This window comes from Mesorhizobium sp. RSR565B, assembly GCF_054719465.1.
Window position 1 is genome coordinate 323,465 of record NZ_JBTTIE010000001.1, and the last position, 23,753, is coordinate 347,217.

Below are 23,753 nucleotides of genomic sequence, written 5' to 3' on the forward strand. Positions count from 1 at the left end.
AACGACGCTTGAGCCGCGGCTCAGACGGCGCTCGGGCTGTTCGCCGAGATCGTGATGTCGAGGGCGACGTGGCCGGCGCCGGGGCCGAAGCGGCAGAAGGCCTCGTTGAGCGTGGCAAACACCGCACCGGCATCGCCACGCAATTTGGTGCAGAAGTTCTTTGAGCGCTCAAAGACGCCGGACTGTTTCAGGAAATCGATGCAGCCGTAGATCTCGTCCATATGGTCGCCCGTGCCCATAACGTAGAGCGAGAACTGCGCCGCCACCGGCTGGCCGGTCGACGGCGTGGCCTGGACAGCGCGGATCGCGGCGATCTTGCGCTCGTCCAGCGGAATGGCGGGGCCGCCGGTCTCGTCGGAGCGGCAGATCGGATCGTCGGGCTCGCCCGGACAGCCGCGCGAGACCGCCGCCGAAAGCACGCAGTGCTTGCCGCTTTTGGCCGCCGCGACGAACAGGTCGCGCATGGCGGGAAACAGCACCTCGGGCGGCCCGACCATAAGGGTCGAGATGTCATCGGTTTCGATCCGCAGCCGGTCGCGCCAGGGATCGAGCGCGCCGAGCGCGCCGAGGATGACGCCGACGAAATCGTCGGTCATGGGATAAAGGGAAATCTGTGCGCCTGAAAACATCGCCCGCCTCGCTCCGCTGGTATTATCCAGATCAGCTTTAGGGTCCGAAGGCTTGCCGCCCTCATCTCAGCCCCGACGATACGGAGCACCCCTGTGGATGGGCGGGTTAAAGCACCGTTCGCGGCATTGGGGAAGCCGTTTGTTGAGGCACTGCGGGAAAGTGTTTTGGGCCAGACGTGCCGGGCGCCCGGGCGTTAACAGACGACTCGTCAGTTCGTTGCGTTATCGTCCCAACCGTACGAAATTGGCTTGACGCTCATTCGTACATAAAGTACGATATCTCTTTTCGCAGAGAGGAATGTCCTTGAACACAGCGAACCATGTTGCCTTCGCCGATCTCTCTCGGCCTCTGCTGTCACCCCCGTCGTTGCCGCCGCCTTTGTTGCCGCCGCCTTTATTGCCGCCCCCTTTGTTGCCCTTGTCATTCGATCAGTGCGAACGCCTCGCCGGGGCCTGGCGAATGGCCAGCCAGGACATCGCCGACGACATCCGCTTCATCCGCCAATATCTGAAAGTCGTTGTCGAGAAGGACGAGAGGCTGTCGACCGGCACCCTTGTTCACAGCCGCGCCTATGTCGAGGCCTGCGCCGGCTGGCTGCCACAGACCGTGACGCGCTATCTGCGCCACCTACGCCAGATCACCGAATGCGAACTGGCCATGACAGCTGCCGGGATTCGCTTTGCGCTGTCGAGTTATGCCTGGGAGGCATGAGGGGCGGCTGTCGCCAAACACAAGGAATTGCGCTGCCCGTCGCAGGCGCAATTCGTCAGGTTGAGAGGCTCGGACGCGCCTGAACGGCGGGCGCCAAGGATGGCCCGGCCAGCGAATTCCGGCCTTGCTTTATTTCGACTGGCCTTATTTCTGGCCTTATTTCGATTTGGCTTTGCCGGACTTTGCGGCGGCAGGCTTCGCTGCCTTTGGCTTGGCGGCTGCCTTGGCGGGCTTGGCGTCAGCTTTCTTCGCCGCCTTTTTGGGCTTGGCGACCGCGCCATCGACTTCAGCCGTGGCCTGCTCCCAGTGTTCCTGATGCGCGCCTTCAGGCCGGCCGGCCTTTTCCCAGATCTCGTGCGCGCGCTGGCGAATGCGGTCCTGTTTGTCGTCCGTCACTTAAGCCTCCGTGGTTGGGTCCGGTCGGTTGGTCCAGATTCCACGAAAACATTAGCCGAAAATTCGGCCGGCGTCTTGAGTGACGAGACATCTCAGCGCGGGTCGGAAATCACCGCAACGCCGAGCAGCGCCGCTTTCTTGACGATCAGCCCCGCGAGGTCGGCATCCGAACGATCGGTGCCGGTGCGCTCCCGCAGGAGCGCGATCGCTTCCTTCATCGATAACAGCGCCGTGTTGCGCTCGGCCAGCAACTTGTCGCAACACGCCGCAACATTGGCGGAGTTCGGGGTCTCGACATGCGGCAACATGGCAATTCTCCTTTCATCATGTTCGTCATTCGGCCCTGCCGCCCTTTTGGGAAGAACGACAGGGCCGTATCACCGATGAATGGTTAGGTTGTCGAGCGTTACTCGACCACCTCGACAATCCTGCGCGTGCTGGGGTCGACCAACACGGTATGGTTGTCGACGACGGCGTATCTGTACTGAACGTCGGGAACCTCCTGCAGCTCGACAGTGTCAGGCAAGGCAGTGCCGACATTCAATTCGACGCCGAGCAGATTGACCGAGGCAAGCGGATGTTTCTTTACGTACTGGTGCACGACCGTGCGCTGTTCCGGGGTGATGATCACCTGCTGCTGTGCCGGCTGCGTGACGATCACCTCGTCGGCGGCGGCAATGCCGATACCAGCGATCATGGCGAGCCCGGCGACGGCGGGAATAAGGATGGTTTTCATCTTCGTCTCCTGTCGTTGTTGGCGAGCTCCGCCGTGTTCCCGCATGAGGCGAAAACAGCGCAGATCGAGGTGGCGGGCTCCTGGAGGCAAACGCAGCCGGTACGGTCTTGTTCCGCAAGCGGAGACTAAATTGATCGGCTTCCCGGTCATGCCAGCAGAACCCGCACCCGCAAGATTCGCATTGAAGCACAATCCCTCAGGAGACCTTCGACATGGATGATGCACGGCTCGAATTCCTCGGTGGCGATTGCGGCCGGCGCCGGCATTGATCCGGTGACCGCGCCGCCCGGCCAAGACCGGAACCGACCGCCTTCGTGCCACGCCGTGAAGTTTCAAGCAAAGGTCATTGCTTCGGCGGCTGCGCAGGCACCTCGCCAGGCTTGATCACCGGCGTCTTGCCCTGATCCGGCGGCGGCTGCGTCATACCCTGGTCACCACTGGGCGGCGGCTGCAGCACGCCGCCGCAGGGACCGAGCGTGCTGGTCGATTCGCCGCCGCCATTGGCGACCGGCGGCTTCTGACCATCGTCCTGAGGCTGCGCCTGGCAAGGCGCGGCAGGGCCGTGCTGGTCGCTATTGTCCTGCGCGGCCGCCGGGTCGACCAGCGCCAAGAGCAGCACGCATGGGATGAGGGGGAAAGTCTTCATGGTCCAGCTCCTCTGGATTCATCTCCTTGGCAAAGCAGACTAGTCCTTGGCAAAGCAGACTGGCGGCAATTGGTTCCACTGAAGCTGGAGTGGTTGCTGGAACCTGGCAGCCGGAAGTGAGTTCCACCTTCTCGACGCTAAGCCGCCCAGAGGAGGCAATCATGGAACGAAACAGAAAACCCAATGACGAGGTCGAGGCGCCACCGAGCAAAAACGATGCCCGCGACAGGATCGCCAATGATGAAGTGGAAGCGCCGACGCCGCGCCGGCAGGATTGGGATGCGCTGCGTGGCGCAACGGTCCTACCCGACGGAGCAGATGAGGAAAGCCTGCCGGACACCACCGGTGTCGAGAAGGAAGGCGAACTGCCCGAGGAGGATGACGACAACCCCTACCAGGACAGTGACGATGCCTTGCCCGACGACGCCGAGGAAGCCGCCATTGGTCACGACCTGGCGAGGCGCGGCGGCCCGTTCGACGACGTGTAAGGCAGCGACCGCGGACTTTCGAGAGGTTTCCCGGGACGTCCACGCCGTCACCAGTTGGACCAAGTATGAGCTGAAGGCGATGCCGGAGCATCGCGATATTTCGAAGGATCCGGCTGGCCGGATCCTTCGTTTAAGGCGCCTTGGCGGTTTGGCTTAGCCCTTGTGGTCAAGGGCTGGACGGCGACAATCTCGGCACCTTCGACAGCCGAGAAGCAGCCGAGAAGCACGAACGCGAAGCCCAATATTTCAAGCGCCGTCGAGGCCGCTCGCCTGAAATCTTCAAAGTGCGCAAGAAATCCCCGCCGCGGGCGGTGCAGACACGCTCCGGCATCGCGGCGCTGCGAACCGGGCCATCGACCGCCGGCACTTGAGTGCCGACGGGCTCTGACCTTCAATTCGACCCGGGATCGCCGAGCGCCTCGGTGACGAAGGACGCCGCGATCAGGTCGTCGGCGTCGAGGCGTAGGGAGCCTTCGACACCTCCCATGATGGCTGCGACCTTCTGGAAGGTCTGCATCTCGTGTTCAGTAACGCTGGCGTCTCGCATCCTGGCTTTCAGATCGGCGATGCGTCGGCCCAGTGAGGCCGACGTTCCGATTTCTCTTTTCGACATGGTGGCCTGCTCCTCCCCCAACCCATGCTGTGGACGTACTCAAGTCTGCCTATATATAAGGCAGCGCGAATACAGTCGCCGCAACGCGCGATATCTGGGAAGGTTCCGGCGCCAAATAGTCACGAAATAATACGTGGTGGGACTCGGGTATGTTAAACGCCGACGCGGCGATAGACACCGCAGCCAGCGGCTGCGGCCATCGGCCTGGCCAACCCGTGTCGCGGGTCGCGAATGCGGGTCGGACTTTGATCGCCGCGCGCGAACAGTCAGCGAGAGGCCGGAACCACGCCGGACACCGAGCGCGCCGTTTCGGGCGAAAACACCACGAAAGCAAAAACCAGAACGGCAGCGGCGATAATGAGCGAGCCGCCGGCGACGATCGGTTCAAGCGCCGGGTTTCCCTGCAGCATCACATACAGCGCCGGCAGCATGATCACCAAGCCGAGAGTGTAGAGCCCGTAGTGGATCATGGCGACGCGACGCGCCGCCTTTTGCGGATTGAGCGCGTAGTAGCCGCCGAAGATGGCGCTCGTCACCCAACCGAGCAGATTGATATGCGCGTGCGCCGGAAAAGCGGCGTGGTCGCCCGAGATCGCCATCTGCAGGCCGGCCGCAATCCCCAACATCAGGAACAAGATGGCAGTTTTGAAAAAGAGTTCTGAAACCCTCGGCATGTCATTTCTCCCCCTATGCGGTCTGCGACCGCTTGCGACCTGGAGAATACACCCACGCGCAGAAATTTTCCACGCCCCGGTTATGGGGCCATGCCTGCACAGCTTTTTGCACGCTGTTCGACTTTTCTGGCTGCCACAACCCGGCGCCGCCGCGCTACGGCGTCAGCAAGATGTCGGCGCCCGCTCGCTCGTCGAACACCACCGCGCAGCCGCGCCCCAGCGCCACTGCCGACAGCGCGTTGGCCACCGTCTCGTCCGGCGATACGAAATCACCGGTCAGCACTCGCAACTCCTCCACCGCCCTGGCCATTGACACGCAGTGCCCGGCAACGCGATCGCTCGTGCAGGCGTCAATGACGCTGACGAGGTCGATCATCGCGAACTGGCCCATACCGGCCTCCACAAAAACAGCGTCCCGTCGCGGATATGAACGCCGAGGCGAGAGACAATGTTCCGCAGGTCCGATGCCCAGGCGGAGCACTCGACAGCCCGACCTGGAACGGGCCGGCCGGCGACAACCACTTCGCTTGACAACAGGCCCTGTTTGTTCTCTATTTGTTCGGCAAAAACGCCTCTCACAACAGACGCGGCTAATGCTGCAACGCCGCAAAGGGAACGGTCGGGATGGAGCCCACCATCCTGCATGCGGATCTCGACGCCTTCTACGCCTCGGTCGAGCAGCTGCTCGACCCGGCGCTCAGGGGCAAGCCGATCGCCGTCGGCGGCGGCGTCGTGCTTGCCGCTTCCTACGAAGCCAGGGTTTTCGGCGTGCGCGGCGGCATGCCCGGACGACGCGCGCGCGAGCTTTGCCCCGGACTGATCTTCGTCGGCGGCCATTTCGCCGACTATCAGCGGCTGGGCGACGCCGCCATCAAGGTGCTCGACGATTTCACGCCGCTGGTCGAGCGGATTTCCATCGATGAAGCCTTTGCCGATGTCGCCGGCTGCACGCATCTGTTCGGGCCGCCGGCCGAGATCGCCGCCACGGTGCGTCGGCGCGTCCGGGCAGAGCTCGGCCTGCCGATCTCGATCGGCGTGGCGCGCACCAAGCATCTGGCCAAGATCGCCTCGCAGGTGGCCAAGCCCGACGGCCTGGTGGTGGTCGATCCGGACACCGAACTTGCCTTCCTGCATGATCTGCCAGTCGGGCTGATGTGGGGCGTCGGCCCGGCGACCAGAGCGCGGCTGGCCGAGATCGGCATCGAGACCATCGGCCAGTTGGCAAAGACGCATAGCGGGGCGCTGCGAAGGTTACTCGGGCCCGCCGCCGGCGAAAAGCTGGCGTCGCTGGCATGGAACCGCGACCCGCGAAAGCTCGAAACCCACAGGCCGTCGCATTCCGCCGGCGCGCAGTCGGCGCTTGGCAGACGGCCGGCCGAGGCGCGTATCTTCGGACCCGTGCTGCTGCATCTGGCAGACCGGGTCGCAAGCCGGCTCAGGGCGAAATCACGGCCCGGGCGCACGGTGACGGTGCGCGTGCGTTTCGCCGATCTGCACGCTGTCACACGCTCGCTGACGCTCGATCAGCCGATTTCGGCAACCGCGATGCTGGCCGAAATCGCCGGGGAGCTGGTGCGCGGCGTGCTGGCCGCCAACCCTCGGGAGAAGACCATCTCGCTGCTGGCGATCTCGGTGTCGCAGCTGGAAGAAAGTGCCGAGCTGCAGTTGGAGCTGCCGCTCGGGCTTGCCGATGAAAAGCAGCGGCCCGGCAGCAGGCAAGGCCTGGCGCGCTTTGGCGCCGACCGCGCCATCGACAAGATCCGCCAGCGCTTTGGCAGAGAGGCTGTCGGCTATGGCGCCGTGGCGCTGGAAGCCCGGCGCTCGGTTCCCGACGCCTTCCGCGAACTGGCGGAGAAGGAACTGTGAGTGCGGCGCGACGGCAAGGCCAATGTTTAGGCTGGACCCCTCCGCGCTGCATTGCCGCTCTGTTTGAGCAGGCCGACCAACCAGGCCAGACCCGCCGCAGTTTCGGACATTTTTCGCACCGCAACCCGGCCAGCCATGCACGCCCAAGAACAACGCTTTGTCGATGAAGGTGGACTTGCAGTTAGCGCATCGGCGCCAAGAAAAACCGGGATGGGACAGCGAGGCCGCGAAGGTTGACAGTGCCGATCCGTCTGGCATTATCGCGTAAGCTTGGAGGATTCACTATGAAGAAAACCTATTCGAAGCCTGTTCTGATCAAAAAAGGCAAGCTTTCGCAGGTTACGGCGCTCGCCAATGGAGCGGGTTCCGGCCCGATCGAGTGAGGTCGTTGAGTCGGACTTTCGCCTGATCTGGCGGCCCGCCTGACACTGGAGATGCGGCATGAAGAAGACCTATTCGAAGCCGGTGCTGGTCAAGAAGGGCAAGCTCTCGCAGGTTACAGCCGACAATGGTAACGGCTCCGGGCCGGTCGCAGTCTAGCAGCCGATTATCCGACGCCTCGTGCCGTCTGGCCGGGAACAGGGCTTTGGGTGCCCGACGTGGAGAGTGGAAAATGAGGAAGACCTATTCGAAGCCGGTGCTGGTCAAGAAGGGCAAGCTCTCGCAGATCACCGCGAACGGCGCTTCTGCTCCTATTCCGGGCTAAACTCGTTCCCCCGGTAGATCGAGATCCTCCTGACAGAGTCGGGCGGCTTGATCGTTTCCAGAGCATGATCTCCCGCAGGCGGCGGGACCGTTCAGCGCACAACCACCAGATCGTCGAGCACGAGCTGCCAATAGTGGCTCGTTGAAAGGCGCACGCGCGTCACCGCCGCCAGCATCGGCGCATAGTGGACGGGCGCCAGTGCCGACAGGACGATCGTGTCGCTGGCGATCAGCCGGTCGCCAAGCCAGCTCTCGACCAGTGCGGTTTCGCCTTCGGACTTCAACCATGCCGCTGTCAGCATCACGGAATGGAACCCGAACGGTTTGTCGCTCGAGAATTCGGCCGGGTGTCCGCTGCTCGTATAGCAGACATGGTCTCCCGAGATATTGCCGTTGACGTAGCCTTCGCTGCCTTCGGTATGATCGCACGCCAGTGCGTTCAGGTTGAACCAAGTCAACCCGGCATAACCGGACGGCACCTTGCGCAGGCCGCGCGTCGTGACATCGTCGAAACCGATGGCCTGCAAGGACGCGGCGCTGTCGACTGCCGCATTCTCGGGCGACAGCAGGCCGAGCTCGGTCGGGTAGGCGGACAAGGCCAGTCGTCGTTCCATGCCATCGCCGGTGACTTCGATCGCGTCGGCGTCATCGGGCAGATCGAGACGGAAGCCAGCTCCAGCACTTAGCGGATGCACCGCCACCTCTTGCCCTTTCGCCATCACCGAGATGCTCGCCGAAGCACCGTCCGCTACGCGGCCGCTGAGCCGGCGTATCGCAAACAGGCCGACCGGCTGCAGCATTGCTTCCGAGGCCAGCCCGGTGGGCGAGCCCGGCAGCGGCCGGAGGTGCTGCGACTGGACCTCGTTGGCGCTGCTGGAGCGCCAGCCGGGCGGAACCGACACGGTGAAGCGGTAGCTGCCCGGCACATGGATGGGCGCGGCCCGACGTTTCGCCGACGCCAGGAAATTGGCAAAGCCGCCGCGGTTGCTCCGCGCCGCGGCGACGAAGCGGCCGTCGCCATCATGCAGTCTGACCATGATGCCGGCCATCGGGCGGTCGCCGAGCCCGTAGCGGCCGTCGCGATCGGCATCGAAATAGACAAAGGACGAATGATTGAGCTTGCCGTGGTTGCCCGACCAGTCCCGGCGCACGGCGTAGTCGTTGGCCGGATCTTCACGAAGCCGGGCTCTGAGACGAGACCGCGCCAGCCGCCAGGCGAGAGCCGCAACGACAGCGGCGAACCCGACAAGGAGTATTGCCTTGATCACGGACGGCTCAAGCAATGCTGTCGGCCCTGCTCATCTGGATCTCCTGCACATACATCGATCCATATATCGATGCTGCAGGCGCTTGAGCAACCGGACACGGGACCGGCGGACATGGCGTCGGCCTCATATACCCATCTCGGGCAACTATTCCGGCGACGGCACCGGCGGCTTGGTGGTCAGCGCGGCGCCGAAGGCGGCGACGACCACGGCGGCGACGCCCGCGCACTGCAGCGGGCTCAGGGTCTCGTGCAGGAACAGGAAGCCGGCCAGCGCGCCCAGCGCCGGCTCCAGACAAGTCAGCGTGCCGTAGAGCCTGGCCGGCATCCGGGTCAGCGCCACCATCTCCAGCCAGAACGGCAAGGCGCTGGAGAACAGCCCGACCAGCAGCGCGCTGACCAGGATCGCGGGTGCGATCAGGCCGGTACCCGCCTCGGCTAGGCCGAACGGCAGGGCGAGAGCAGCGGCAATGACCAGCCCGTAAGCCGTGGTCTGGCTGCCAAGCTCGGCGCCCGCCTTTTGCGCAAAGACGATGTAGAGCGCCCAGCAGCCGCCGGCGGCCAGCGCCAGCATCACGCCGATCGGGTCGAGTGCACTGCCGGAGTGGATGAAGGGCGACAACAGCAATATGCCGGCAACGGCCAGCACCACCCAGACGAAGTCGGTGGCGCGCCGCGACGACAGCGTCGCCACGAGCAGCGGGCCGGAGAATTCGAGCGCCACCGCGACGCCGAGCGGAATTCTGGCGAGCGCTGCATAAAACAGCAGGTTCAGCGCCGCGAGGTTGACGCCGTAGGCGATGAGCCAGGGCAGCACGGCGCGCGACGGCCGCACCCGCCACGGCCTCAGCACCGCCGCCAGCATCAGCGCCCCCACGACCAGCCGCAGCGCCGTGGTGCCGTTGGCGCCAATCAGTGGAAACAGGCCCTTGGCGAAGGTGGCGCCGATCTGGATCGACACCATGGCGCCAAGCAACGCGCCGATCGGCAAGCCCTTCGCTTCAGCTGCGGCAATCGGCGTCGACGTCAATTCCAGTCCCTCCCCGCGCGACCAGCCGGCCGTAGCGCAGGCCGGAGATAGGGATAAAGGGCCTGGCTGTCGTGTGGCACGAGCGGGCTGTTGATAGGGCAAGGGTGGGAGGCGAACGCCGACGCATTTCCTCTCCCCGTCGATCAGGGGAGAGGTGTCGAGCGTAGCTCGACGGAGTGGGGGTCGACCGTTCATCCGCCTGATTGCCTGCTTGCAGGCGTTTCGCCCCTCGCTCCGTCGCTCCTGTTTTGCGGCGACCGTGGGTTTCATGAGCGCCTTCCCCCACTCCGTCGCCGCTTCGCGGCGCCACCTCTCCCCCTCGGAGGGAGAGGAAAAGAGGCTAGCTCGCCAGCCCATACACCAGGCTCACACGTCCATCCGAAAGCGCCTCGGCCTTGCGCAGTTCCAGTCCGTGCCGGGCGTGCACCGTGCCGAACAGCGCCTTGCCGTCGCCGGCGAGCAGCGGATAGACGATGAGCCGCATTTCATCCACTAGCCCCGCCTCGATCAGGCTGGCGGTGATGCGGGCGCCGCCCATGAGATAGATGTTCTTGCCGGGCTCGCGCTTCAGCGCCGCGACGTCGTCGAGGCTGCGCAGGAAGCGCGTCGAGGCCCAGGCGGCCGAAGTCATGGTGTTCGACAGCACATAGTGCGGGGTTTTCGCGGCAAAGCGCGCCCATTCGAGTTCGGCCGGGTCGACCAGTCTGCCGGTCATCGGCAATGGCTGGTCCGGCTCGTTCTCAAGGATCGCGCTCCAGTAGCGCTCATAGCCGGCATACATGACGCCGCCGAGCAGGCAGGCGTCGATCTCAGGCATCAGGCTGTATTCCTCCGACCAGTTGTCGACCCAGTCGGCGAAGCCTTCGGGGCCTTCCATCTTGCCGTCGATGGAGATCTTCATTCCGGTGATCAATTTACGCATGACTTCCTCCTTCGGGCTTGCGGGATGCAAGCACGTTGCCTGGTTTCACTTCCGATGACGCGCCGCGGTGTCTGGCGAAGGCGCGTGTTTCGCCGGCCCTTGCGCCGGCATCCGATGCAAGGGATCGATGGGGCCCGGTCGGACCGGGCGACGCGTCAGGTCAGGGTCAGGCCGGCAGGCGCCGGTCGTATTCCGCCACGATACGGCTAAAGCTGTCCCAGAACGGTTCGGGCTTCTCGGCCGCCACGCGGGCAACCAGGAGGTCGAGATGCACGTGCCAGCCGGCGGCATGCATCATCAGGCTCGAGCGGTCCGGCAGGCGGCGGTGGACCAGGGTGAGCAAGACGTCGTCGCCGCGCTGCGCCAATTCGAAGGTGACATTGCCGCTGCCGTTCCAGGTGATGGTGAGCTTGCGCGGCGGATCGCACTCGACGATCTGGTTGTGCATCCGCTGCTCGCCGCCACCGAAGCTGGCCGGCCTGTCGCCGGGCGGGTCGGTCAGTTCGTCGTTGCGCCAGACCAGTTCGAAGGAAGAGCCTTCCTCCATCTCCATGTCGCCGGCCGCCAGCCATTTGCGGCGCAGATCGCTCTGCGTCAGATATTCCCAGACGCGCTCCCTGGTTCCGGGCAAGAGCCGTTCGATCCTCAACGTGGCCGGCTGGATCAGCTGGGCGTAGCCGTCGAAGCTGTTCATCTGATTCATCGGTCGTCTCCCTTGGAAGGTGTTGGCCTGGGTGATTCCGGCTTGGATGGTTCTGGATTTGCCGGTGCCGGCATTGTCTGCGTTGTCGACGTTTTGCGCCCCGCCTCCTCGCGCAAAAGCTGTTCGAGGACATCGAGGCGGCTGTTCCAGAAACGCGCGTATTGGCCGAGCCACTGATAGGCGGTGGCCAGCGGGCGTGCCTCGAGGCGGCAGACATGGGTGCGGCCGCGCACTTCACGCCGGATCAGCCCGGCATGCTCCAGCGCCTTGATGTGCTTGGAGGCGGCGGCCAGCGACATGGCAAAGGGCTGTGCCAACTCGCTCACCGTACGCTCGCCGCCGGCGAGGTGGTTAAGCATGTTCCGGCGCGTGGCGTCGCCAAGGGCGTGAAAAACCTGGTCCATCTGGGGCGTCTCTAATTCAACCATGTAGTTGAATATAGAGGCGAGATTTTAGATAGTCAACTAGTTGGTTGAATGTTTTTTGGCGAGAGGAGCTGGCCCCCTACCTCCCCCTTGTGGGGAGGTCGGACCGCAGGTCCGGGCGGGGGTGCTTGGCGCAGGCGAGCGCGAGGAGCGCAATCTCCCCCCTCGTGGGGGAGATGTCCGGCAGGACAGAGGGGGGCGCGAAGGATCGCTACGTCTCAGCGAATCCAGATCTTCGGCAAAGCCGTTGCTACATGTAATTGACAGGCCAGCGGGACAGCGCCCCCCTCTGGCCTGCCGGCCATCTCCCCCACAAGGGGGGAGATCAGCAGCTTCAATCTCACCCCGCCATGGCCAGCGGCACCGCGCTCTTGTTGGGGATCTGGATGTCGATCTCCAGCGTCGACATGGTCTCGCCGCGGTCCATCGAAACTTGCAGATAATCCTGGTCGATCTGCACGTGCTTGGCGATCACCGCCATGATCTCCTCGCGCAGGATGGAGACGAGATCGGGCTGGCTGCGGTTGCGGCGCTCATAGGCAAGCAGCACTTGCAGCCGTTCGCGCGCCACCGGCGCGCTGGTGCGCCGCTTGAAGATGTCGAGCAGGTTCATGCCGCCCTCCTTCCCAAAAGACGATCGAGGAAGCCCTTGCGCTCGAAGGGCACGATGACCGGCAGCTGTTCGCCCTCGAGGCGCTTGGCGGCGTCGATGTAAGCCTTGGCGGCGGCATTGAGCGGCTCCGACAGCGTCACCGGCGAACCGAGGTTGGAGGCGCGCAGCACATCCTGGCTTTCGGGAATGATGCCGAGCAGCGGCACCGACAGGATCTCCAGCACATCGTCGATCGACAGCATTTCGCCCCGCGCGGCGCGTCCCGCATCATAGCGCGTGACCAGCACATGCTTGGCGATCTGCTCGCCCTCCTCGGCCCGCAAGGTGCGGGAATCGAGCAGGCCGATGATGCGGTCGGAATCGCGCACCGACGACACTTCCGGATTGGTGACGATGACCGCCTCGTCGGCAAAGCGCATGGCGAGCTGCGCGCCGCGCTCGATGCCGGCCGGGCTGTCGCAGAAGACATAGTCGAACACCGAGCGCAGCTTGCCGATGACCTCGGCCACGCCCTCCTCGGTCAGCGCATCCTTGTCGCGCGTCTGCGAGGCCGGCAGCAGGAACAAGGTCTCGACCCGCTTGTCGCGGATCAGCGCCTGCGACAGCTTTGCCGAGCCTTGGATGACGTTGACGAGGTCGAACACCACGCGCCGTTCGGCGCCCATGATCAAATCGAGGTTGCGCAGGCCGACATCGAAATCCACCAGCGCCACCTTCTTGCCGGTCTTGGCGACCGCCGCCCCCAGAGCCGCGGTAGAGGTCGTCTTGCCGACGCCCCCCTTGCCCGAGGTGACCACCACTACCTTGCCCATCAATAAAGCCTCCGTTGTTGTTCGTTATGTCGTTGTCGGGCGAGACGCATTAGCTGAAAGGGGCGATGCGCAGCATGCCGTTGTCGAGAAATGCCTGCACAGGCTTGCCCCGGACTGACGGGTCCATCTCCTCGGCCGTGCAATACCAGCCATCCACCGAGAGAAGTTCGGCTTCGTTCCTGCGGCAGAAGACACGCGCCGCCGTGTTGCCTTGAGCGCCTGCCGAAGCGCGGCCGCGCAGCGTGCCATAGACGTGGATCGAGCCGGTGGCGACGATCTCGGAGCCGGAGGCGACGGAGCCCAGCACGATGACGTCGCCATGCGGATGGAAGATCAGCTGGCCCGAACGGATCGGCGAGCGGATCATCAACGTGCCGGCGTCCGGGGCCTTGGTGTCTCGAGGCTGCGTCTTGGCATCGCTCGCCGGTTTCAGATCGCCCGTCTTCAAATCGCCCGCCTTCAAATCGCCGGCCTCTGCCTTGATGTCACCGGCCGCCTTCGTATCGCCTGCCGGCGTGGCGTCCTCCGCCCTGCCCGCCTTGCGGCTGGGCTGCAGCAGCCCGTCGGTGGTCGCCTCCTTGGCGCCGACCAGCACTGGCGGCAGATGCGTGCCAAGCTCGGCGCCACCATCGAGTTCCATGGCATAGATGCGGATTCCGCGCTGGCCGAGCAGATCGACCAGCGCTTCGATGGCCACGACATCGGGCTTCAGCACGTTGAGATCGAGCACCACCGGGCGCCCGACAAAATAGCCCGGCGAATTGCCGACCCAGCGATCGAGGCTCTCCAGCCAAACGTCCAAAGGCGCCTCCGGCGTCAGCGTGAAAGCGACGAAGGAGCGGGCGCGAAAGCGAATGGATTTGGCCTCGAGGGGAGCGGCAAAGGTCACGGCGGGCGATTCCTTACTGATAGGTAAACGCTAGCCGTGGTATGGTTAACGAAAGGTTAACGGGAAGGGGTATTCGCGCGCTGCGAAAGCTGCCTTTCCGGACAGCCGGCGCCAAGCATCCTGCCACCCTTACAAAGGCACCAATCGACGCGCCCCATTCCCGGCCACCAGCGAGGCAAGTTGCAATCGCAACGGCCGCAACGCAGCAAGTGTCGGCGCAGATTGTTAAAAATTTCATGTATTGCCCAGTGCCTAATACTTGCGCGCCGCCATACGCCGCGTAATGTTGGCGCGGGATGGGTTAATGGGGGAAATTATGAACGTAGTGTTTTGGCACTATCGCTGCTGGCTGGCCTCGCCGGGTGCGCCACGCCGCCCGACAAGATTGCGGGCGTTCCGAATTCCGGCCCCTGCACCGCAGCCGACCGGCAGCGCCTTGCCGTCATATCAAATCAGCAGAACAAGTCAGCATCCGGCGATGCGCTCGGCGTCTTCCTGATCGGCGTGCCGCTTGCGTCCATGTCGGGAGGCGACCACGAGGCCGAGATCGCGATTCTTAAGGGGCGCTGTGGGCCGCCGAAGACGTAAGTGCGGATCATTGAGCCGGGTAAGTTCACAGGAGGTGAGTGGTGAGACAAGATCGAAGCAGGCGCGCAGCCAAAGCAAGCGCCGCAATCGGCGCGCTGGTACTGGCAAGCATATTCCTTGCGGGATGCACTACAGTCTCGACCGCCAACAAGGACGGATGGCAGAACAAGACCACCGCTGTGCCGCTCGACGAGGCGATGAGGCGACAGGGCTTCATGCCGGCGAGTATGGACTGCCGGATCGATGGCCGCCAGATTTATGGGTCTAGGTTTACCTGGAAGCCCAACCCGAAGAACAAGCGCTGGGAGTGGCAAGTCGGCGAACCGAATTTCGTCGCGGCCAATAGAGCTGCTATGCTGAAACTGGGACTTCACCGTGTGTCCCACAAGAGCGTTCGCGACCCCGCTACCGGCCAAACAGTTGAATGCGCGATCTGGACGAACTAGTCGACAGTTCGATGGGAGAGGATGGCAGAGTCATTTTGGCGTTCGCGATGGCCGCGGCATGTCGATGACATCTCCTGTAGACAGCACGGGCTGCCCCTACCCCCAGAGTGGTGCAGGCACTAGAACAGGATCATTACATTTTCCGCCCAACCGGCCGAGTGAGGAAAAACCATCATGGTTTCGCACAGGATAGCATTTATCGTGCGGGACCGCTCGCTGGGAGCGAGAGACCTTGTGCGAGTGGTTCGGGACGCTTCTAAGACATTCAAAAACGATCCAAACTCTGTCGACGCTGCCAACGCTTCTGACGACGCGTGGAAAGCCATGGTGGGCCTGTTTGACGTGCTCCGAAATGAACAAGATCACGGAAAGCCAATACGTTACCAAATGTCGGAGGACACCGGCCAGCCATTTAGGGGTGTTAGTCACCTGGAACTTCTTGCCATGCTGGGCTCCTGCCGAATCGACCGTAAACATCCGGGCATCAAAATTCTTAGCCTGCGGGATGCACTTAACAAGATTGCCCATCATAATAAGGAAATCTCGACGTACCGACTTGATGGCCGGGGTGCTCACTATCTCGTGCTGGCCGGTCAGGAGGGGAATAAGCAGTGGGTCGCTGAATTCTTGGTATCGAGATTTTGCAGGAACGCTACGGCCGCGATACGGGCACTTTGAGGCTTCTCAAAACTATTCCGAGTCTTAATCGTAGCGAGAGGCACGCAAACACAACGCTCCATCCCTACACAGGCGTGAGTGGAACGGGTAGATGTTGAGTCATTATCTGCGCGTCGGCAATTGGATTCGGAATGAGCGGAATATTTCTTAGCCATGCGGTAGCAGACCGACACCTCGCGGAGCTGTTGGTGGACTTCATGATGGATGCGATCGGCGTTCCAAAAAGTGAAATCTTTTGCTCCAGCCTGACTGGCTTTGGCATCCCGCTCTCACACGATTTCAACGAGGATATGCGAGATAGAATCCAGCAGCCAAAACTGGTTATTCTACTGATGACACCAGCCTATATGGACAGCCCCTTCTGTCTAATGGAGGTCGGGGCGGCCTGGGTAAAAGCTTTTAAACCACTCCCTGTCGTCGTGCCTCCTGTCACCTTCGCGCAAGTGACAAGCACGATAGGGCTCAAGCAGGGCTGGAACATTACAGATTCTAAGAAGCTACAGGAGGTGCGCGATACGGTGCTCCAAGCTCTGGGTATCCAGGGTCACGACAATCATACCTTTGACCGTAAGAAAGAAAAATGGCTGCACGACCTGGCCAAGCAGTTAAAAAAGCTGGCGCCATCACCTAAGGTGGCTCGTGCGGAATTAAAAAACGCCGAAGCAGGCAAGCTCGCGGCTCAAAAAAAGCTTGCGGCGAAAGCCGAAGAAAATGCGCGCTTAGACGCAAGGCTCGAGGCGTTGAAGGCATTCCAACCTTCTGCTCTCATTATTGAAGACGAGCCTATCATTGCCATGGATATAGAAGAGCTGCTTACGAAGCAGGGCTTTAAAGTGGTCGGCATAGCCAGAACTGAGCGAGAGGCTCTTGACCTTGGCCTGCGCCTGCGGCCCGACATCATCACCACCGATATACAATTGGCCGACGGCAGCTCCGGCATCGATGCGGTGAATACCATTCTCGAAACAATCAACGCGGGTGTGGTATTTGTAACGGCCTTTCCAGAAAGGCTGCTCAACGGAAACAGGCCGGATTCCTCGTACTTGGTCACTAAGCCATTTGGGATGGAGGTTCTCGCCGAAAAGGTGAAGGAAAGTTATGCGGACCTGTTGAGGCAGCGGGAGTATATCGAGCGTAAATAAAATCACGTAGCGACGTGCAGTCACCGAGAGCGATGACGCACCTCGTGCACAATCGCAGCAAGGGAAGCGACTGGGAGAAATGGCGGCGGAGGTCGACGCCGCCAGATACTGAGTTCGCGATTTACGCCTCGGGCGCAGCCTGCGCTGCATCGTAGTCAGCTTCCCACACCAACCGCTCCGCAATCAGGAGGTCAACCCAAGCATCGTTGTAGGTGTAGCTCTTATAGGCCTTGTGATAGATGCAGTATTTCTTATTGGTCTTATCGCCCTTGGCCGGGCGGGCTTTGTGCTTTTTCCAAGCCGCAGTGTGATCACTCACCGAATATGCGTATTTGCATTTGCCTTGAACGGCGTGGGCAACCTCCGTCGGCTTATGCGGATAAAGATCGTCGGAAATCTTGTATTTCTGCAATACGTTATGGACCACCTGCCCTTCTTCTGAATCCGGCAAGAGAAATTGGATATGCGATCCGCCTTTTGAGGCGCTGTCGAGCGTGTAAACGACCTTGAACTGATATTCCAAATCCTCCAGCTCCTCTTCGGTTAGATCGGCAGATACCAGCGCGTCCAGAGCAGATATATGCGCTGGCACATCGTAGCCCTGAAGCTGTGCTGCGTGGTCGATCTGAAGCTTGCCAAACTGCAATGCGACCGAGATCTCATTCTGAAGGGTCAACCGCGGTCCAAACCACTCCACTATGGTCTTGTCGAAATTCAGTGAACAGGCCTGGAAGATCGAAAGCCATTTCGGGTCGCTCCGACCCATTAGGCGGTGTTCCACCTCATCTCGGATCGACTTTATCGTTCTCAGGTTGTTCCTAATGCCCTTGCTCAAAGGGCAATCCGGGCGGCTGAGCATAAAGCTCAAGCCGAACGACGTGCCATCGGCGTTTAGCGTGGGAATGCTTTTGCGCTCGTAGTGCTCATGCAGCAGGTACGTCCAGGCTATGTTCGCCATTATCGCGAATATGCCGGTTTTAAAATTGTAGGTGCTGCTATTGAAGATGGTCACCGCAAGGATCATCGCCTCACGGGCACGAATGAGCCGCTCGTCTTCGTAAAGGTTCAGGCCGGTAACCGGAGCGAAACTCTCCTTCTTCTTTTTGAAGAATTCAATTTCAGCGTCCGTTGCGGCGGCAATGGCGGCATTTTTCTTGACTGTCGTGATGCGGCCGAAATTCACAGTCGGCTCACGTCCGAAGTTGATTAGGGCATGAATGTCCTGGTTTCGTTCGCCTCTCGCGAGGAGACCCTTGATGACGCTCTTCTCTTCTGCGTCAAGTCCCCGAAGTTTTGGCATGTGTCGCCCCTCCCACAAAACCCAATGGAACTTAGGCAGGTCTGGCGAAATCTGCAATCATGATTGAGCAGTGCAAGTAAACGGTTTGACGGCTCTGCTGTGACAGCACAGTATTTCGCTTGTAAATCTGTCTGACTGAGACCAGGGCGTGAAACCATCACGAGCTGCTTGTACGGCATCCGAAGCGGTCGAGTGTAGCTCCGGGCCTACGAACCACGCTACTCGTGCTGATTGGAGGGACGGCTTAGGCCGCTCCCGGCAGGACTCTGGAACTTTCTATCCAATTCAGTATGTATGTTGGCGGCGAGGATGTCCGCTTTCAGTGGACGGTTCCGACTGCCCAAAATGACCGGTAGGAGACGCAAAGCTGTCAGAAAATGACGGCCCTATGTCGCGCGCCCCAATTAGGCCTTTCCCCGCCTCCCCTCGCTCCCCCTCGCCGCCTGCTCAACCGCCGCGCGGTCCGTGCCCAGTCTGTCGATCAGCTCCTGCGCTTCCTCGCCCGATATGCCGGTGCGCATGGCCAGTTCCTCGACCGCCAGGATGTCGGTGCTGGCGATCTCGCGCGGCAGGGCGTCGTCGGCGGTCAGCGGCAGCGCCGCCTCGCGGTCGATTTCAGCCTCGGCCCGGTGCCAGTGATGCTCGGGGTCGCCAGTGCCTTCGCGCTCCCAGATCTGGTAAGCGCGCTGCTGTATCTTCTGATGCCGGTCGTCTTCCATGGTGGTTCCTCCCTGGGTTTTTGAGGACGATCCGGACGATCCCAGAAATCGCGCGGTCGCAATCGTTCGCGGCGCCCTTCGCGCTGGCTATTCGCATTGCCGTCTCGGCCCGCCGGAATATGGCTGGTAGCTGTTGTCTTCCGGACGGTACGAGCGATAGCGGCTGAAGCAGGAGGCGACATGGTCCGCGTCGCCGCCGGCGGCCGCGTAGGCGCCTTCGCCCTCGACATAGCTTGCCTCTCGCGGCGCGGCGCGGTCAGCGGCGAGATAGGGCGAGACGCAGGTGCGCTGCTGTCCGCTATAGGACATGTAGCTGTTGTCGTCGGGATCGTAGGAGCGGTATCGGCTGGCGCACCAGGCGAGATGCGGCGGCGGCAGTTCGGTCCGCGCGATGGCGCCGGTGACTGTGGGATCGGGCTGCTGCCTGGCCGGGTCCTGGGCTGGCTCCTTGGCGGCGATGTCGGCAGGCGCGGACTGCTCGGGCGGCACACGTTCGAAGTCCTGCGCCGTCTTGTCCACCGGCCGCGCTTTCCGGGTCCACAGTTCCGCCACGCTGACGGTGGGCCTTGCCTCCCGCACAGGCTTGGCGGCAAGCAGCCAGGCTGCGAAAACCAGCCCGCTGCCGAACACCGCAAGGGTCAGCACGAAGCCGCCGACCAGTCCCAAAATCGCTTTCACTCGACACTCCTTGTGTCCCTGCCAATAAAATGCGGGACATCACGGCTTGTTCCAGAAAAGCAGGCGCGAGGGACCTAAGTCTGACCGACCGACAACCGGCAGCTCGCCGAGAACCGGGTGCGGCGCGATTTTTTTCGACGGTGAAAAATCAAGGGAGCGGTCGAGCAGCCATTGGGCAAGATCACGTCCCGGCTATTCCGCCGCCTCGGCATAATCCACGGGCACATAGTTGAGGATCGGCCCAAGCCAGCGCTCGGCATCGGCCAGCGGCATGGCTTTACGCCGCGCATAGTCCTCGACCTGGTCGCGTTCGACCTTGGCGACACCGAAATAATAGCTTTCGGGATGGGCGAGATAGATGCCGGAGACCGATGAACCCGGCCACATCGCATAGCTTTCGGTGAGGCTCACGCCGGCACTGCGCTCGCCGTCGAGCAGCCGGAACAAGGTCGCCTTCTCGGTATGATCGGGCTGCGCGGGATAGCCGGGCGCCGGGCGGATGCCGCGATAGGGCTCGCCGATCAGTTCGTCGGGGGCCAGCTTCTCGTCTGATGCATAGCCCCAGAATTCCTTGCGCACCTTCTCGTGCATGCGCTCGGCGAACGCTTCGGCGAAACGATCGGCCAGCGCCTTGACCATGATCGAGGAATAATCGTCATTGGCGCGCTCGAAGCGCTCTGATATCGCCACCTCCTCGATCCCCGCGGTGACGATGAAGCCGCCGATATAGTCCGGCTTGCCGCTGTCGGCCGGCGCGACGAAATCCGACAGCGCGACATTGGCCTTGCCGTCGCGCCTGGTCAGCTGCTGGCGCAGCGTGAAGAAGGTCGCCAGTTCCTGCGAGCGTGCCTCATCGGTGAACAACCTGATGTCGTCGCCGACGGTGTTCGCCGGCCAGAAGCCGATGACGCCGCGCGGCGCAAACCATTTCTCGGCGATGATCTGCTTCAGCATCGCCTGCGCATCCTCGAACAGCTGGCGCGCGGCCGGTCCTTGCTTGTCGTCCTCGAGGATCTTGGGATAACGCCCCTTCAGCTCCCAGGTCTGGAAGAACGGCGTCCAGTCGATGTAACGCGAGAGTTCAGTCAGGTCCCAGTTCTCGAACACTTTCACGCCCGTGAACGAGGGCTTCGGCGGTTGGTAGGCGCACCAATCGACCTTGTGCGCATTGGCCCTCGCTCTGGCGAGCGGCAGCCGCTGCTTGTCGGCCTCGGAGCGGGCATGCGCGTCGGCGACCTTTTTGTACTCGGCCCGCAATGTGTCGACGTAGCCGCCCTTGGTCTCGTTCGACAGCAAGGATGACACGACGCCGACGGCGCGGCTGGCGTCATTGACATAGACCGTCTGTCCCTTGGAATAGCGCGGGTGGATCTTCACCGCCGTGTGCACGCGGCTGGTCGTGGCGCCGCCGATCAGCAGCGGAATGTCAAACCCTTCACGCTCCATCTCGGCGGCCATGTGCACCATCTCGTCCAGCGACGGGGTGATCAGGCCGGACAGGCCGATGATGTCGACATTTTGCTCGCGAGCCGTCTGCAGGATCTTCGCCGCCGGCACCATGACGCCGAGATCGATGATCTCGTAATTGTTGCAGGCCAGAACGACGCCGACGATGTTCTTGCCGATGTCGTGGACATCGCCCTTTACAGTCGCCATCAGGATTTTGCCGGCTGTCTGGCGCTCGCCATTGTCGATGCCATTGGCGGCGTTGGCCAGTTTTTCGGCCTTCATGTGCGGCAGCAATCCGGCCACCGCCTGCTTCATCACGCGCGCCGACTTCACCACTTGCGGCAGAAACATCTTTCCAGCGCCGAACAGATCGCCGACGACATTCATGCCGGCCATCAGCGGGCCTTCGATGACATGCAGAGGCCGCTCGGCCGCAAGCCGCGCCTCTTCGGTGTCGGCGTCGATGAATTCGGTGATGCCGTTGACCAGCGCATGGGAAATCCGCTGCTCGACTGTCCAGTCGCGCCAGGCGAGATCGCGCTCCCTGGCTTCCTTGCCGGCCGTGCCCTTGAAACGCTCGGCGATCTCCAGCATGCGTTCGGTGGCGGTGCCGCCGGCCCTGGGCGCGCGGTTGAGCACGACGTCCTCGCACGCTTCGCGCAGCCCCGGCTCGATCGTGTCGTAGACGGCGAGCTGGCCGGCATTGACGATGCCCATATCCATGCCGCGCTGGATGGCATGGTAGAGGAACACGGCGTGCATCGCCTCGCGCACCGGCTCGTTGCCGCGGAAGGAGAAGGACAGGTTCGAGACGCCGCCCGAGATATGCACATGCGGCAGCGTGGCGGTGATCTCGCCGGTGGCCTCGATGAAGTCGACGCCGTAATTGTCGTGCTCCTCGATGCCGGTGGCGACCGCGAAGACATTGGGGTCGAAGACGATGTCCTCGGGCGGGAAACCGGCCTGTTCGGTGAGGAGTTTGTAGGCGCGGGTGCAGATCTCGACCTTGCGCGCCCTGGTGTCGGCCTGACCGGCCTCGTCGAAGGCCATGACGACCACGGCCGCGCCATAGGCGCGCACCAGCTTCGCGTGATGCAGAAAGGCTTCCTCGCCTTCCTTCATCGAGATGGAGTTGACCAGCGGCTTGCCCTGCACGCATTTCAGCCCGGCCTCGATGATCTCCCATTTCGAGGAGTCCACCATCACCGGGACCCGCGCGATGTCAGGCTCGGCGGCGATCAGGTTTAGATACTCGACCATCGCCTTCTTCGAATCGATCAGGCCTTCATCCATGTTGATGTCGATGATCTGTGCGCCATTGGCGACCTGGTCGCGCGCCACGTCGAGCGCCGGAACATAGTCGCCCGCCGTGATCAGCTTTCGGAACTTGGCCGAGCCGGTGACGTTGGTGCGCTCGCCGACATTGACGAAGGGAATCTCGTCGGTCAGCGTGAACGGCTCCAGCCCGGACAGGCGCATCTTGCGCTCGATCTCGGGGATGGCGCGTGGCGGATATTTCTTGACAGCCTCGGCGATGGCGCGGATGTGGTCCGGCGTCGAGCCACAGCAGCCGCCGACGACGTTGACGAGCCCTTCCCGCGCAAAATCCTCGATCTGCGCGGCCATGAAGTCCGGGCTCTCGTCATAGCGGCCGAATTCATTGGGCAGGCCGGCATTCGGATAGGCGCAGACGAAGGTGTCGGCGGCGCCTGAAATTTCGGCCAGATGCGCGCGCATCGCATTGGCGCCGAGCGCGCAGTTGAGGCCGATGGTGAAGGGGTTGGCATGGCGCACCGAATGCCAGAAGGCGGTCGGCGTCTGGCCCGACAGCGTGCGGCCGGAGAGATCGGTGATGGTGCCGGAAATCATCACCGGCAGGCGCACGCCCTTTTCGATGAATATCTCGTTGCAGGCGAAGATCGCCGCCTTGGCGTTCAGCGTATCGAAGATGGTTTCAATGAGAATGATGTCGGCGCCGCCGTCGATCAGGCCGCGCAGCTGCTCGCCATAGGCCAGGCGCAGATCGTCGAAGGTGACGGCGCGGTAGCCTGGATTGTTGACGTCGGGCGACATCGAGGCGGTGCGGTTGGTCGGCCCGAGCGCGCCGGCGACGAAGCGCCGCTTGCCGTCTTCCTGCTGTGCCCTCGCCGCTGCCCGACGCACCAGTCGCGCGCCGTCCCGGTTCAGCGCGTAGACGGCATCCTCCATGCCGTAGTCCGTTTGGGCGATCGAGGTCGAGGAGAAGGTGTTGGTCTCGAGGATATCGGCGCCAGCGATGGCGTATTGATAATGGATCTCCTTGATCGCCTTCGGCTGCGTCAGGATCAAGAGGTCGTTGTTGCCCTGCTGGTGGCAGGCGCAGCCAGCGAAAGCCTCGCCGCGGAAATGCTCCTCGTCGAAACCGAGACCCTGGATCTGCGTGCCCATGGCGCCGTCGAGAATGAGAATGCGCTCGCGCGCCGCCGCCGTCAGCGCCGCCAGCACTTCGGACCCATCGGGCCTGGCCGCGACGGGGCCGAACAATGCGTCCAGCGATGCAGAATTCTGCGACATTTTTTATCCTTGAGGCGACAACCATCACATAAGGATATCTTTATGTCAACATACGGAATGCAAGCGAACGCGTCGTG

30 protein-coding genes and 1 riboswitch are annotated in these 23,753 nt (G+C 62.5%); of the genes, 10 read left to right on the forward strand and 20 right to left on the reverse strand.

What is annotated here, in order from left to right:
• Positions 1–20: 20 nt before the first annotated feature.
• Entirely contained in the window at positions 21–629 is a 609-nt protein-coding gene (locus tag ACYG9R_RS01600; protein ID WP_023824434.1) for a YkoF family thiamine/hydroxymethylpyrimidine-binding protein, read from the reverse strand.
• Positions 620–732: riboswitch (TPP riboswitch) on the reverse strand. (Overlaps the previous gene by 10 nt.)
• 357 nt (positions 733–1,089) lie before the next feature.
• Between ACYG9R_RS01600 and ACYG9R_RS01605 the strand changes: the two genes are divergently transcribed.
• A complete protein-coding gene (locus tag ACYG9R_RS01605; RefSeq protein ID WP_023824433.1) occupies positions 1,090–1,341 on the forward strand; it encodes a hypothetical protein in 252 nt (83 codons plus the stop codon).
• Between the two features lie 156 nt (positions 1,342–1,497).
• Here the strand turns inward: ACYG9R_RS01605 and ACYG9R_RS01610 are convergent, their stop codons facing one another.
• From ACYG9R_RS01610 to ACYG9R_RS01625, 4 genes are all read right to left on the reverse strand, one after another.
• A complete protein-coding gene (locus tag ACYG9R_RS01610) occupies positions 1,498–1,737 on the reverse strand; it encodes a DUF2934 domain-containing protein (protein ID WP_023684825.1) in 240 nt (79 codons plus the stop codon).
• 92 nt (positions 1,738–1,829) lie between these two features.
• Positions 1,830–2,045: a hypothetical protein gene (locus ACYG9R_RS01615; protein WP_023670360.1), complete on the reverse strand. Its 216-nt coding sequence runs from the start codon at positions 2,043–2,045 to the stop codon at positions 1,830–1,832.
• A 98-nt stretch (positions 2,046–2,143) separates the two neighbouring features.
• Positions 2,144–2,473, reverse strand: coding sequence for a DUF1236 domain-containing protein (locus ACYG9R_RS01620; protein ID WP_023670359.1), 330 nt, complete (start codon positions 2,471–2,473; stop codon positions 2,144–2,146).
• A 343-nt stretch (positions 2,474–2,816) separates the two neighbouring features.
• Complete coding sequence (locus tag ACYG9R_RS01625; RefSeq protein ID WP_023730342.1) at positions 2,817–3,119, reverse strand: hypothetical protein; 303 nt, start codon at positions 3,117–3,119, stop codon at positions 2,817–2,819.
• A 161-nt stretch (positions 3,120–3,280) separates the two neighbouring features.
• On the opposite strand from ACYG9R_RS01625, the gene ACYG9R_RS01630 reads away from it, so the two are divergent.
• Positions 3,281–3,607, forward strand: a complete 327-nt coding sequence (locus tag ACYG9R_RS01630; protein ID WP_023730341.1) for a hypothetical protein — start codon at positions 3,281–3,283, stop codon at positions 3,605–3,607.
• A gap of 140 nt (positions 3,608–3,747) precedes the next feature.
• A complete protein-coding gene (locus tag ACYG9R_RS01635) occupies positions 3,748–3,978 on the forward strand; it encodes a hypothetical protein (RefSeq protein ID WP_023702926.1) in 231 nt (76 codons plus the stop codon).
• 20 nt (positions 3,979–3,998) lie between these two features.
• Here the strand turns inward: ACYG9R_RS01635 and ACYG9R_RS01640 are convergent, their stop codons facing one another.
• From ACYG9R_RS01640 to ACYG9R_RS01650, 3 genes are all read right to left on the reverse strand, one after another.
• A complete protein-coding gene (locus ACYG9R_RS01640) occupies positions 3,999–4,220 on the reverse strand; it encodes a hypothetical protein (protein WP_023693867.1) in 222 nt (73 codons plus the stop codon).
• Positions 4,221–4,486: 266 nt separating this feature from the next.
• Positions 4,487–4,894, reverse strand: coding sequence for a heme-copper oxidase family protein (locus ACYG9R_RS01645; RefSeq protein WP_023693868.1), 408 nt, complete (start codon positions 4,892–4,894; stop codon positions 4,487–4,489).
• Positions 4,895–5,048: 154 nt separating this feature from the next.
• Complete coding sequence (locus ACYG9R_RS01650) at positions 5,049–5,285, reverse strand: hypothetical protein (protein WP_023824432.1); 237 nt, start codon at positions 5,283–5,285, stop codon at positions 5,049–5,051.
• A 233-nt stretch (positions 5,286–5,518) separates the two neighbouring features.
• Between ACYG9R_RS01650 and dinB the strand changes: the two genes are divergently transcribed.
• From dinB to ACYG9R_RS01670, 4 genes are all read left to right on the forward strand, one after another.
• A complete protein-coding gene (gene dinB / locus ACYG9R_RS01655; protein WP_023824431.1) occupies positions 5,519–6,760 on the forward strand; it encodes a DNA polymerase IV in 1,242 nt (413 codons plus the stop codon).
• Between the two features lie 284 nt (positions 6,761–7,044).
• A complete protein-coding gene (locus tag ACYG9R_RS01660; RefSeq protein ID WP_023824430.1) occupies positions 7,045–7,143 on the forward strand; it encodes a hypothetical protein in 99 nt (32 codons plus the stop codon).
• 58 nt (positions 7,144–7,201) lie between these two features.
• Positions 7,202–7,300, forward strand: a complete 99-nt coding sequence (locus ACYG9R_RS01665; RefSeq protein WP_023684816.1) for a hypothetical protein — start codon at positions 7,202–7,204, stop codon at positions 7,298–7,300.
• Between the two features lie 73 nt (positions 7,301–7,373).
• On the forward strand, positions 7,374–7,466 hold the full coding sequence (locus ACYG9R_RS01670; protein WP_023689018.1) for a hypothetical protein: 93 nt from the start codon (positions 7,374–7,376) through the stop codon (positions 7,464–7,466).
• Positions 7,467–7,557: 91 nt separating this feature from the next.
• Here the strand turns inward: ACYG9R_RS01670 and ACYG9R_RS01675 are convergent, their stop codons facing one another.
• The 8 genes from ACYG9R_RS01675 to minC all read right to left on the reverse strand — a co-directional run bounded on the left by ACYG9R_RS01675 (position 7,558) and on the right by minC (position 14,123).
• Positions 7,558–8,733, reverse strand: a complete 1,176-nt coding sequence (locus ACYG9R_RS01675; RefSeq protein WP_023824429.1) for a hypothetical protein — start codon at positions 8,731–8,733, stop codon at positions 7,558–7,560.
• Between the two features lie 144 nt (positions 8,734–8,877).
• Positions 8,878–9,759 carry an EamA family transporter gene (locus ACYG9R_RS01680; RefSeq protein WP_023824428.1) on the reverse strand — a complete coding sequence of 294 codons (882 nt, stop codon included), beginning with the start codon at positions 9,757–9,759 and terminating at the stop codon, positions 8,878–8,880.
• Positions 9,760–10,099: 340 nt separating this feature from the next.
• Positions 10,100–10,681 carry a dihydrofolate reductase family protein gene (locus ACYG9R_RS01685; RefSeq protein WP_031199569.1) on the reverse strand — a complete coding sequence of 194 codons (582 nt, stop codon included), beginning with the start codon at positions 10,679–10,681 and terminating at the stop codon, positions 10,100–10,102.
• Between the two features lie 166 nt (positions 10,682–10,847).
• A complete protein-coding gene (locus tag ACYG9R_RS01690; protein ID WP_023824426.1) occupies positions 10,848–11,384 on the reverse strand; it encodes an SRPBCC family protein in 537 nt (178 codons plus the stop codon).
• A complete protein-coding gene (locus ACYG9R_RS01695) occupies positions 11,381–11,812 on the reverse strand; it encodes an ArsR/SmtB family transcription factor (RefSeq protein WP_023743859.1) in 432 nt (143 codons plus the stop codon). The genes ACYG9R_RS01690 and ACYG9R_RS01695 overlap by 4 nt, the downstream gene beginning before the upstream one ends.
• 337 nt (positions 11,813–12,149) lie before the next feature.
• The gene (gene minE / locus ACYG9R_RS01700) at positions 12,150–12,422 is read right to left on the reverse strand and encodes a cell division topological specificity factor MinE (protein ID WP_023684809.1); all 273 of its coding nucleotides are present in this window, start codon (positions 12,420–12,422) and stop codon (positions 12,150–12,152) included.
• Complete coding sequence (minD, locus tag ACYG9R_RS01705) at positions 12,419–13,234, reverse strand: septum site-determining protein MinD (protein ID WP_023670342.1); 816 nt, start codon at positions 13,232–13,234, stop codon at positions 12,419–12,421. The genes minE and minD overlap by 4 nt, the downstream gene beginning before the upstream one ends.
• Before the next feature lie 49 nt (positions 13,235–13,283).
• The gene (gene minC, locus ACYG9R_RS01710) at positions 13,284–14,123 is read right to left on the reverse strand and encodes a septum site-determining protein MinC (RefSeq protein WP_023824424.1); all 840 of its coding nucleotides are present in this window, start codon (positions 14,121–14,123) and stop codon (positions 13,284–13,286) included.
• A gap of 330 nt (positions 14,124–14,453) precedes the next feature.
• Here minC and ACYG9R_RS01715 point away from each other — a divergent pair, with 330 nt between their 5' ends.
• From ACYG9R_RS01715 to ACYG9R_RS01725, 3 genes are all read left to right on the forward strand, one after another.
• The gene (locus tag ACYG9R_RS01715; protein WP_031199567.1) at positions 14,454–14,711 is read left to right on the forward strand and encodes a hypothetical protein; all 258 of its coding nucleotides are present in this window, start codon (positions 14,454–14,456) and stop codon (positions 14,709–14,711) included.
• A 620-nt stretch (positions 14,712–15,331) separates the two neighbouring features.
• A complete protein-coding gene (locus ACYG9R_RS01720) occupies positions 15,332–15,835 on the forward strand; it encodes a hypothetical protein (protein WP_023824421.1) in 504 nt (167 codons plus the stop codon).
• A 131-nt stretch (positions 15,836–15,966) separates the two neighbouring features.
• Positions 15,967–16,977 (forward strand): response regulator, encoded by a 1,011-nt coding sequence (locus ACYG9R_RS01725; protein ID WP_023824420.1) that lies wholly within the window; start codon positions 15,967–15,969, stop codon positions 16,975–16,977.
• Positions 16,978–17,098: 121 nt separating this feature from the next.
• On the opposite strand, the gene ACYG9R_RS01730 is transcribed toward ACYG9R_RS01725, so the two are convergent.
• The 4 genes from ACYG9R_RS01730 to metH form a co-directional block, all read right to left on the reverse strand.
• Positions 17,099–18,277, reverse strand: coding sequence for a DUF3644 domain-containing protein (locus tag ACYG9R_RS01730; RefSeq protein ID WP_031199564.1), 1,179 nt, complete (start codon positions 18,275–18,277; stop codon positions 17,099–17,101).
• A 404-nt stretch (positions 18,278–18,681) separates the two neighbouring features.
• Positions 18,682–18,996, reverse strand: a complete 315-nt coding sequence (locus ACYG9R_RS01735) for a DUF2934 domain-containing protein (protein WP_023824418.1) — start codon at positions 18,994–18,996, stop codon at positions 18,682–18,684.
• Positions 18,997–19,083: 87 nt separating this feature from the next.
• On the reverse strand, positions 19,084–19,674 hold the full coding sequence (locus ACYG9R_RS01740) for a BA14K family protein (RefSeq protein ID WP_023824417.1): 591 nt from the start codon (positions 19,672–19,674) through the stop codon (positions 19,084–19,086).
• 192 nt (positions 19,675–19,866) lie between these two features.
• The gene (gene metH, locus ACYG9R_RS01745) at positions 19,867–23,676 is read right to left on the reverse strand and encodes a methionine synthase (protein ID WP_023824416.1); all 3,810 of its coding nucleotides are present in this window, start codon (positions 23,674–23,676) and stop codon (positions 19,867–19,869) included.
• Between the last annotated feature and the right edge of the window lie 77 nt (positions 23,677–23,753).

Bases quoted from the DNA above. Each gene is read 5' to 3' on its own strand.
- ACYG9R_RS01600 (WP_023824434.1), bottom strand. From the start codon at position 629: ATGTTTTCAGGCGCACAGATTTCCCTTTATCCCATGACCGACGATTTC.
- ACYG9R_RS01605 (WP_023824433.1), top strand. From the start codon at position 1,090: ATGGCCAGCCAGGACATCGCCGACGACATCCGCTTCATCCGCCAATAT.
- ACYG9R_RS01615 (WP_023670360.1), bottom strand. From the start codon at position 2,045: ATGTTGCCGCATGTCGAGACCCCGAACTCCGCCAATGTTGCGGCGTGT.
- ACYG9R_RS01620 (WP_023670359.1), bottom strand. From the start codon at position 2,473: ATGAAAACCATCCTTATTCCCGCCGTCGCCGGGCTCGCCATGATCGCT.
- ACYG9R_RS01625 (WP_023730342.1), bottom strand. From the start codon at position 3,119: ATGAAGACTTTCCCCCTCATCCCATGCGTGCTGCTCTTGGCGCTGGTC.
- ACYG9R_RS01630 (WP_023730341.1), top strand. From the start codon at position 3,281: ATGGAACGAAACAGAAAACCCAATGACGAGGTCGAGGCGCCACCGAGC.
- ACYG9R_RS01640 (WP_023693867.1), bottom strand. From the start codon at position 4,220: ATGTCGAAAAGAGAAATCGGAACGTCGGCCTCACTGGGCCGACGCATC.
- ACYG9R_RS01645 (WP_023693868.1), bottom strand. From the start codon at position 4,894: ATGCCGAGGGTTTCAGAACTCTTTTTCAAAACTGCCATCTTGTTCCTG.
- ACYG9R_RS01650 (WP_023824432.1), bottom strand. From the start codon at position 5,285: ATGGGCCAGTTCGCGATGATCGACCTCGTCAGCGTCATTGACGCCTGC.
- dinB (WP_023824431.1), top strand. From the start codon at position 5,519: ATGGAGCCCACCATCCTGCATGCGGATCTCGACGCCTTCTACGCCTCG.
- ACYG9R_RS01660 (WP_023824430.1), top strand. From the start codon at position 7,045: ATGAAGAAAACCTATTCGAAGCCTGTTCTGATCAAAAAAGGCAAGCTT.
- ACYG9R_RS01665 (WP_023684816.1), top strand. From the start codon at position 7,202: ATGAAGAAGACCTATTCGAAGCCGGTGCTGGTCAAGAAGGGCAAGCTC.
- ACYG9R_RS01670 (WP_023689018.1), top strand. From the start codon at position 7,374: ATGAGGAAGACCTATTCGAAGCCGGTGCTGGTCAAGAAGGGCAAGCTC.
- ACYG9R_RS01685 (WP_031199569.1), bottom strand. From the start codon at position 10,681: ATGCGTAAATTGATCACCGGAATGAAGATCTCCATCGACGGCAAGATG.
- ACYG9R_RS01690 (WP_023824426.1), bottom strand. From the start codon at position 11,384: ATGAATCAGATGAACAGCTTCGACGGCTACGCCCAGCTGATCCAGCCG.
- ACYG9R_RS01695 (WP_023743859.1), bottom strand. From the start codon at position 11,812: ATGGTTGAATTAGAGACGCCCCAGATGGACCAGGTTTTTCACGCCCTT.
- minE (WP_023684809.1), bottom strand. From the start codon at position 12,422: ATGAACCTGCTCGACATCTTCAAGCGGCGCACCAGCGCGCCGGTGGCG.
- minD (WP_023670342.1), bottom strand. From the start codon at position 13,234: ATGGGCAAGGTAGTGGTGGTCACCTCGGGCAAGGGGGGCGTCGGCAAG.
- ACYG9R_RS01720 (WP_023824421.1), top strand. From the start codon at position 15,332: ATGGTTTCGCACAGGATAGCATTTATCGTGCGGGACCGCTCGCTGGGA.
- ACYG9R_RS01725 (WP_023824420.1), top strand. From the start codon at position 15,967: ATGAGCGGAATATTTCTTAGCCATGCGGTAGCAGACCGACACCTCGCG.
- ACYG9R_RS01730 (WP_031199564.1), bottom strand. From the start codon at position 18,277: ATGCCAAAACTTCGGGGACTTGACGCAGAAGAGAAGAGCGTCATCAAG.
- ACYG9R_RS01735 (WP_023824418.1), bottom strand. From the start codon at position 18,996: ATGGAAGACGACCGGCATCAGAAGATACAGCAGCGCGCTTACCAGATC.
- metH (WP_023824416.1), bottom strand. From the start codon at position 23,676: ATGTCGCAGAATTCTGCATCGCTGGACGCATTGTTCGGCCCCGTCGCG.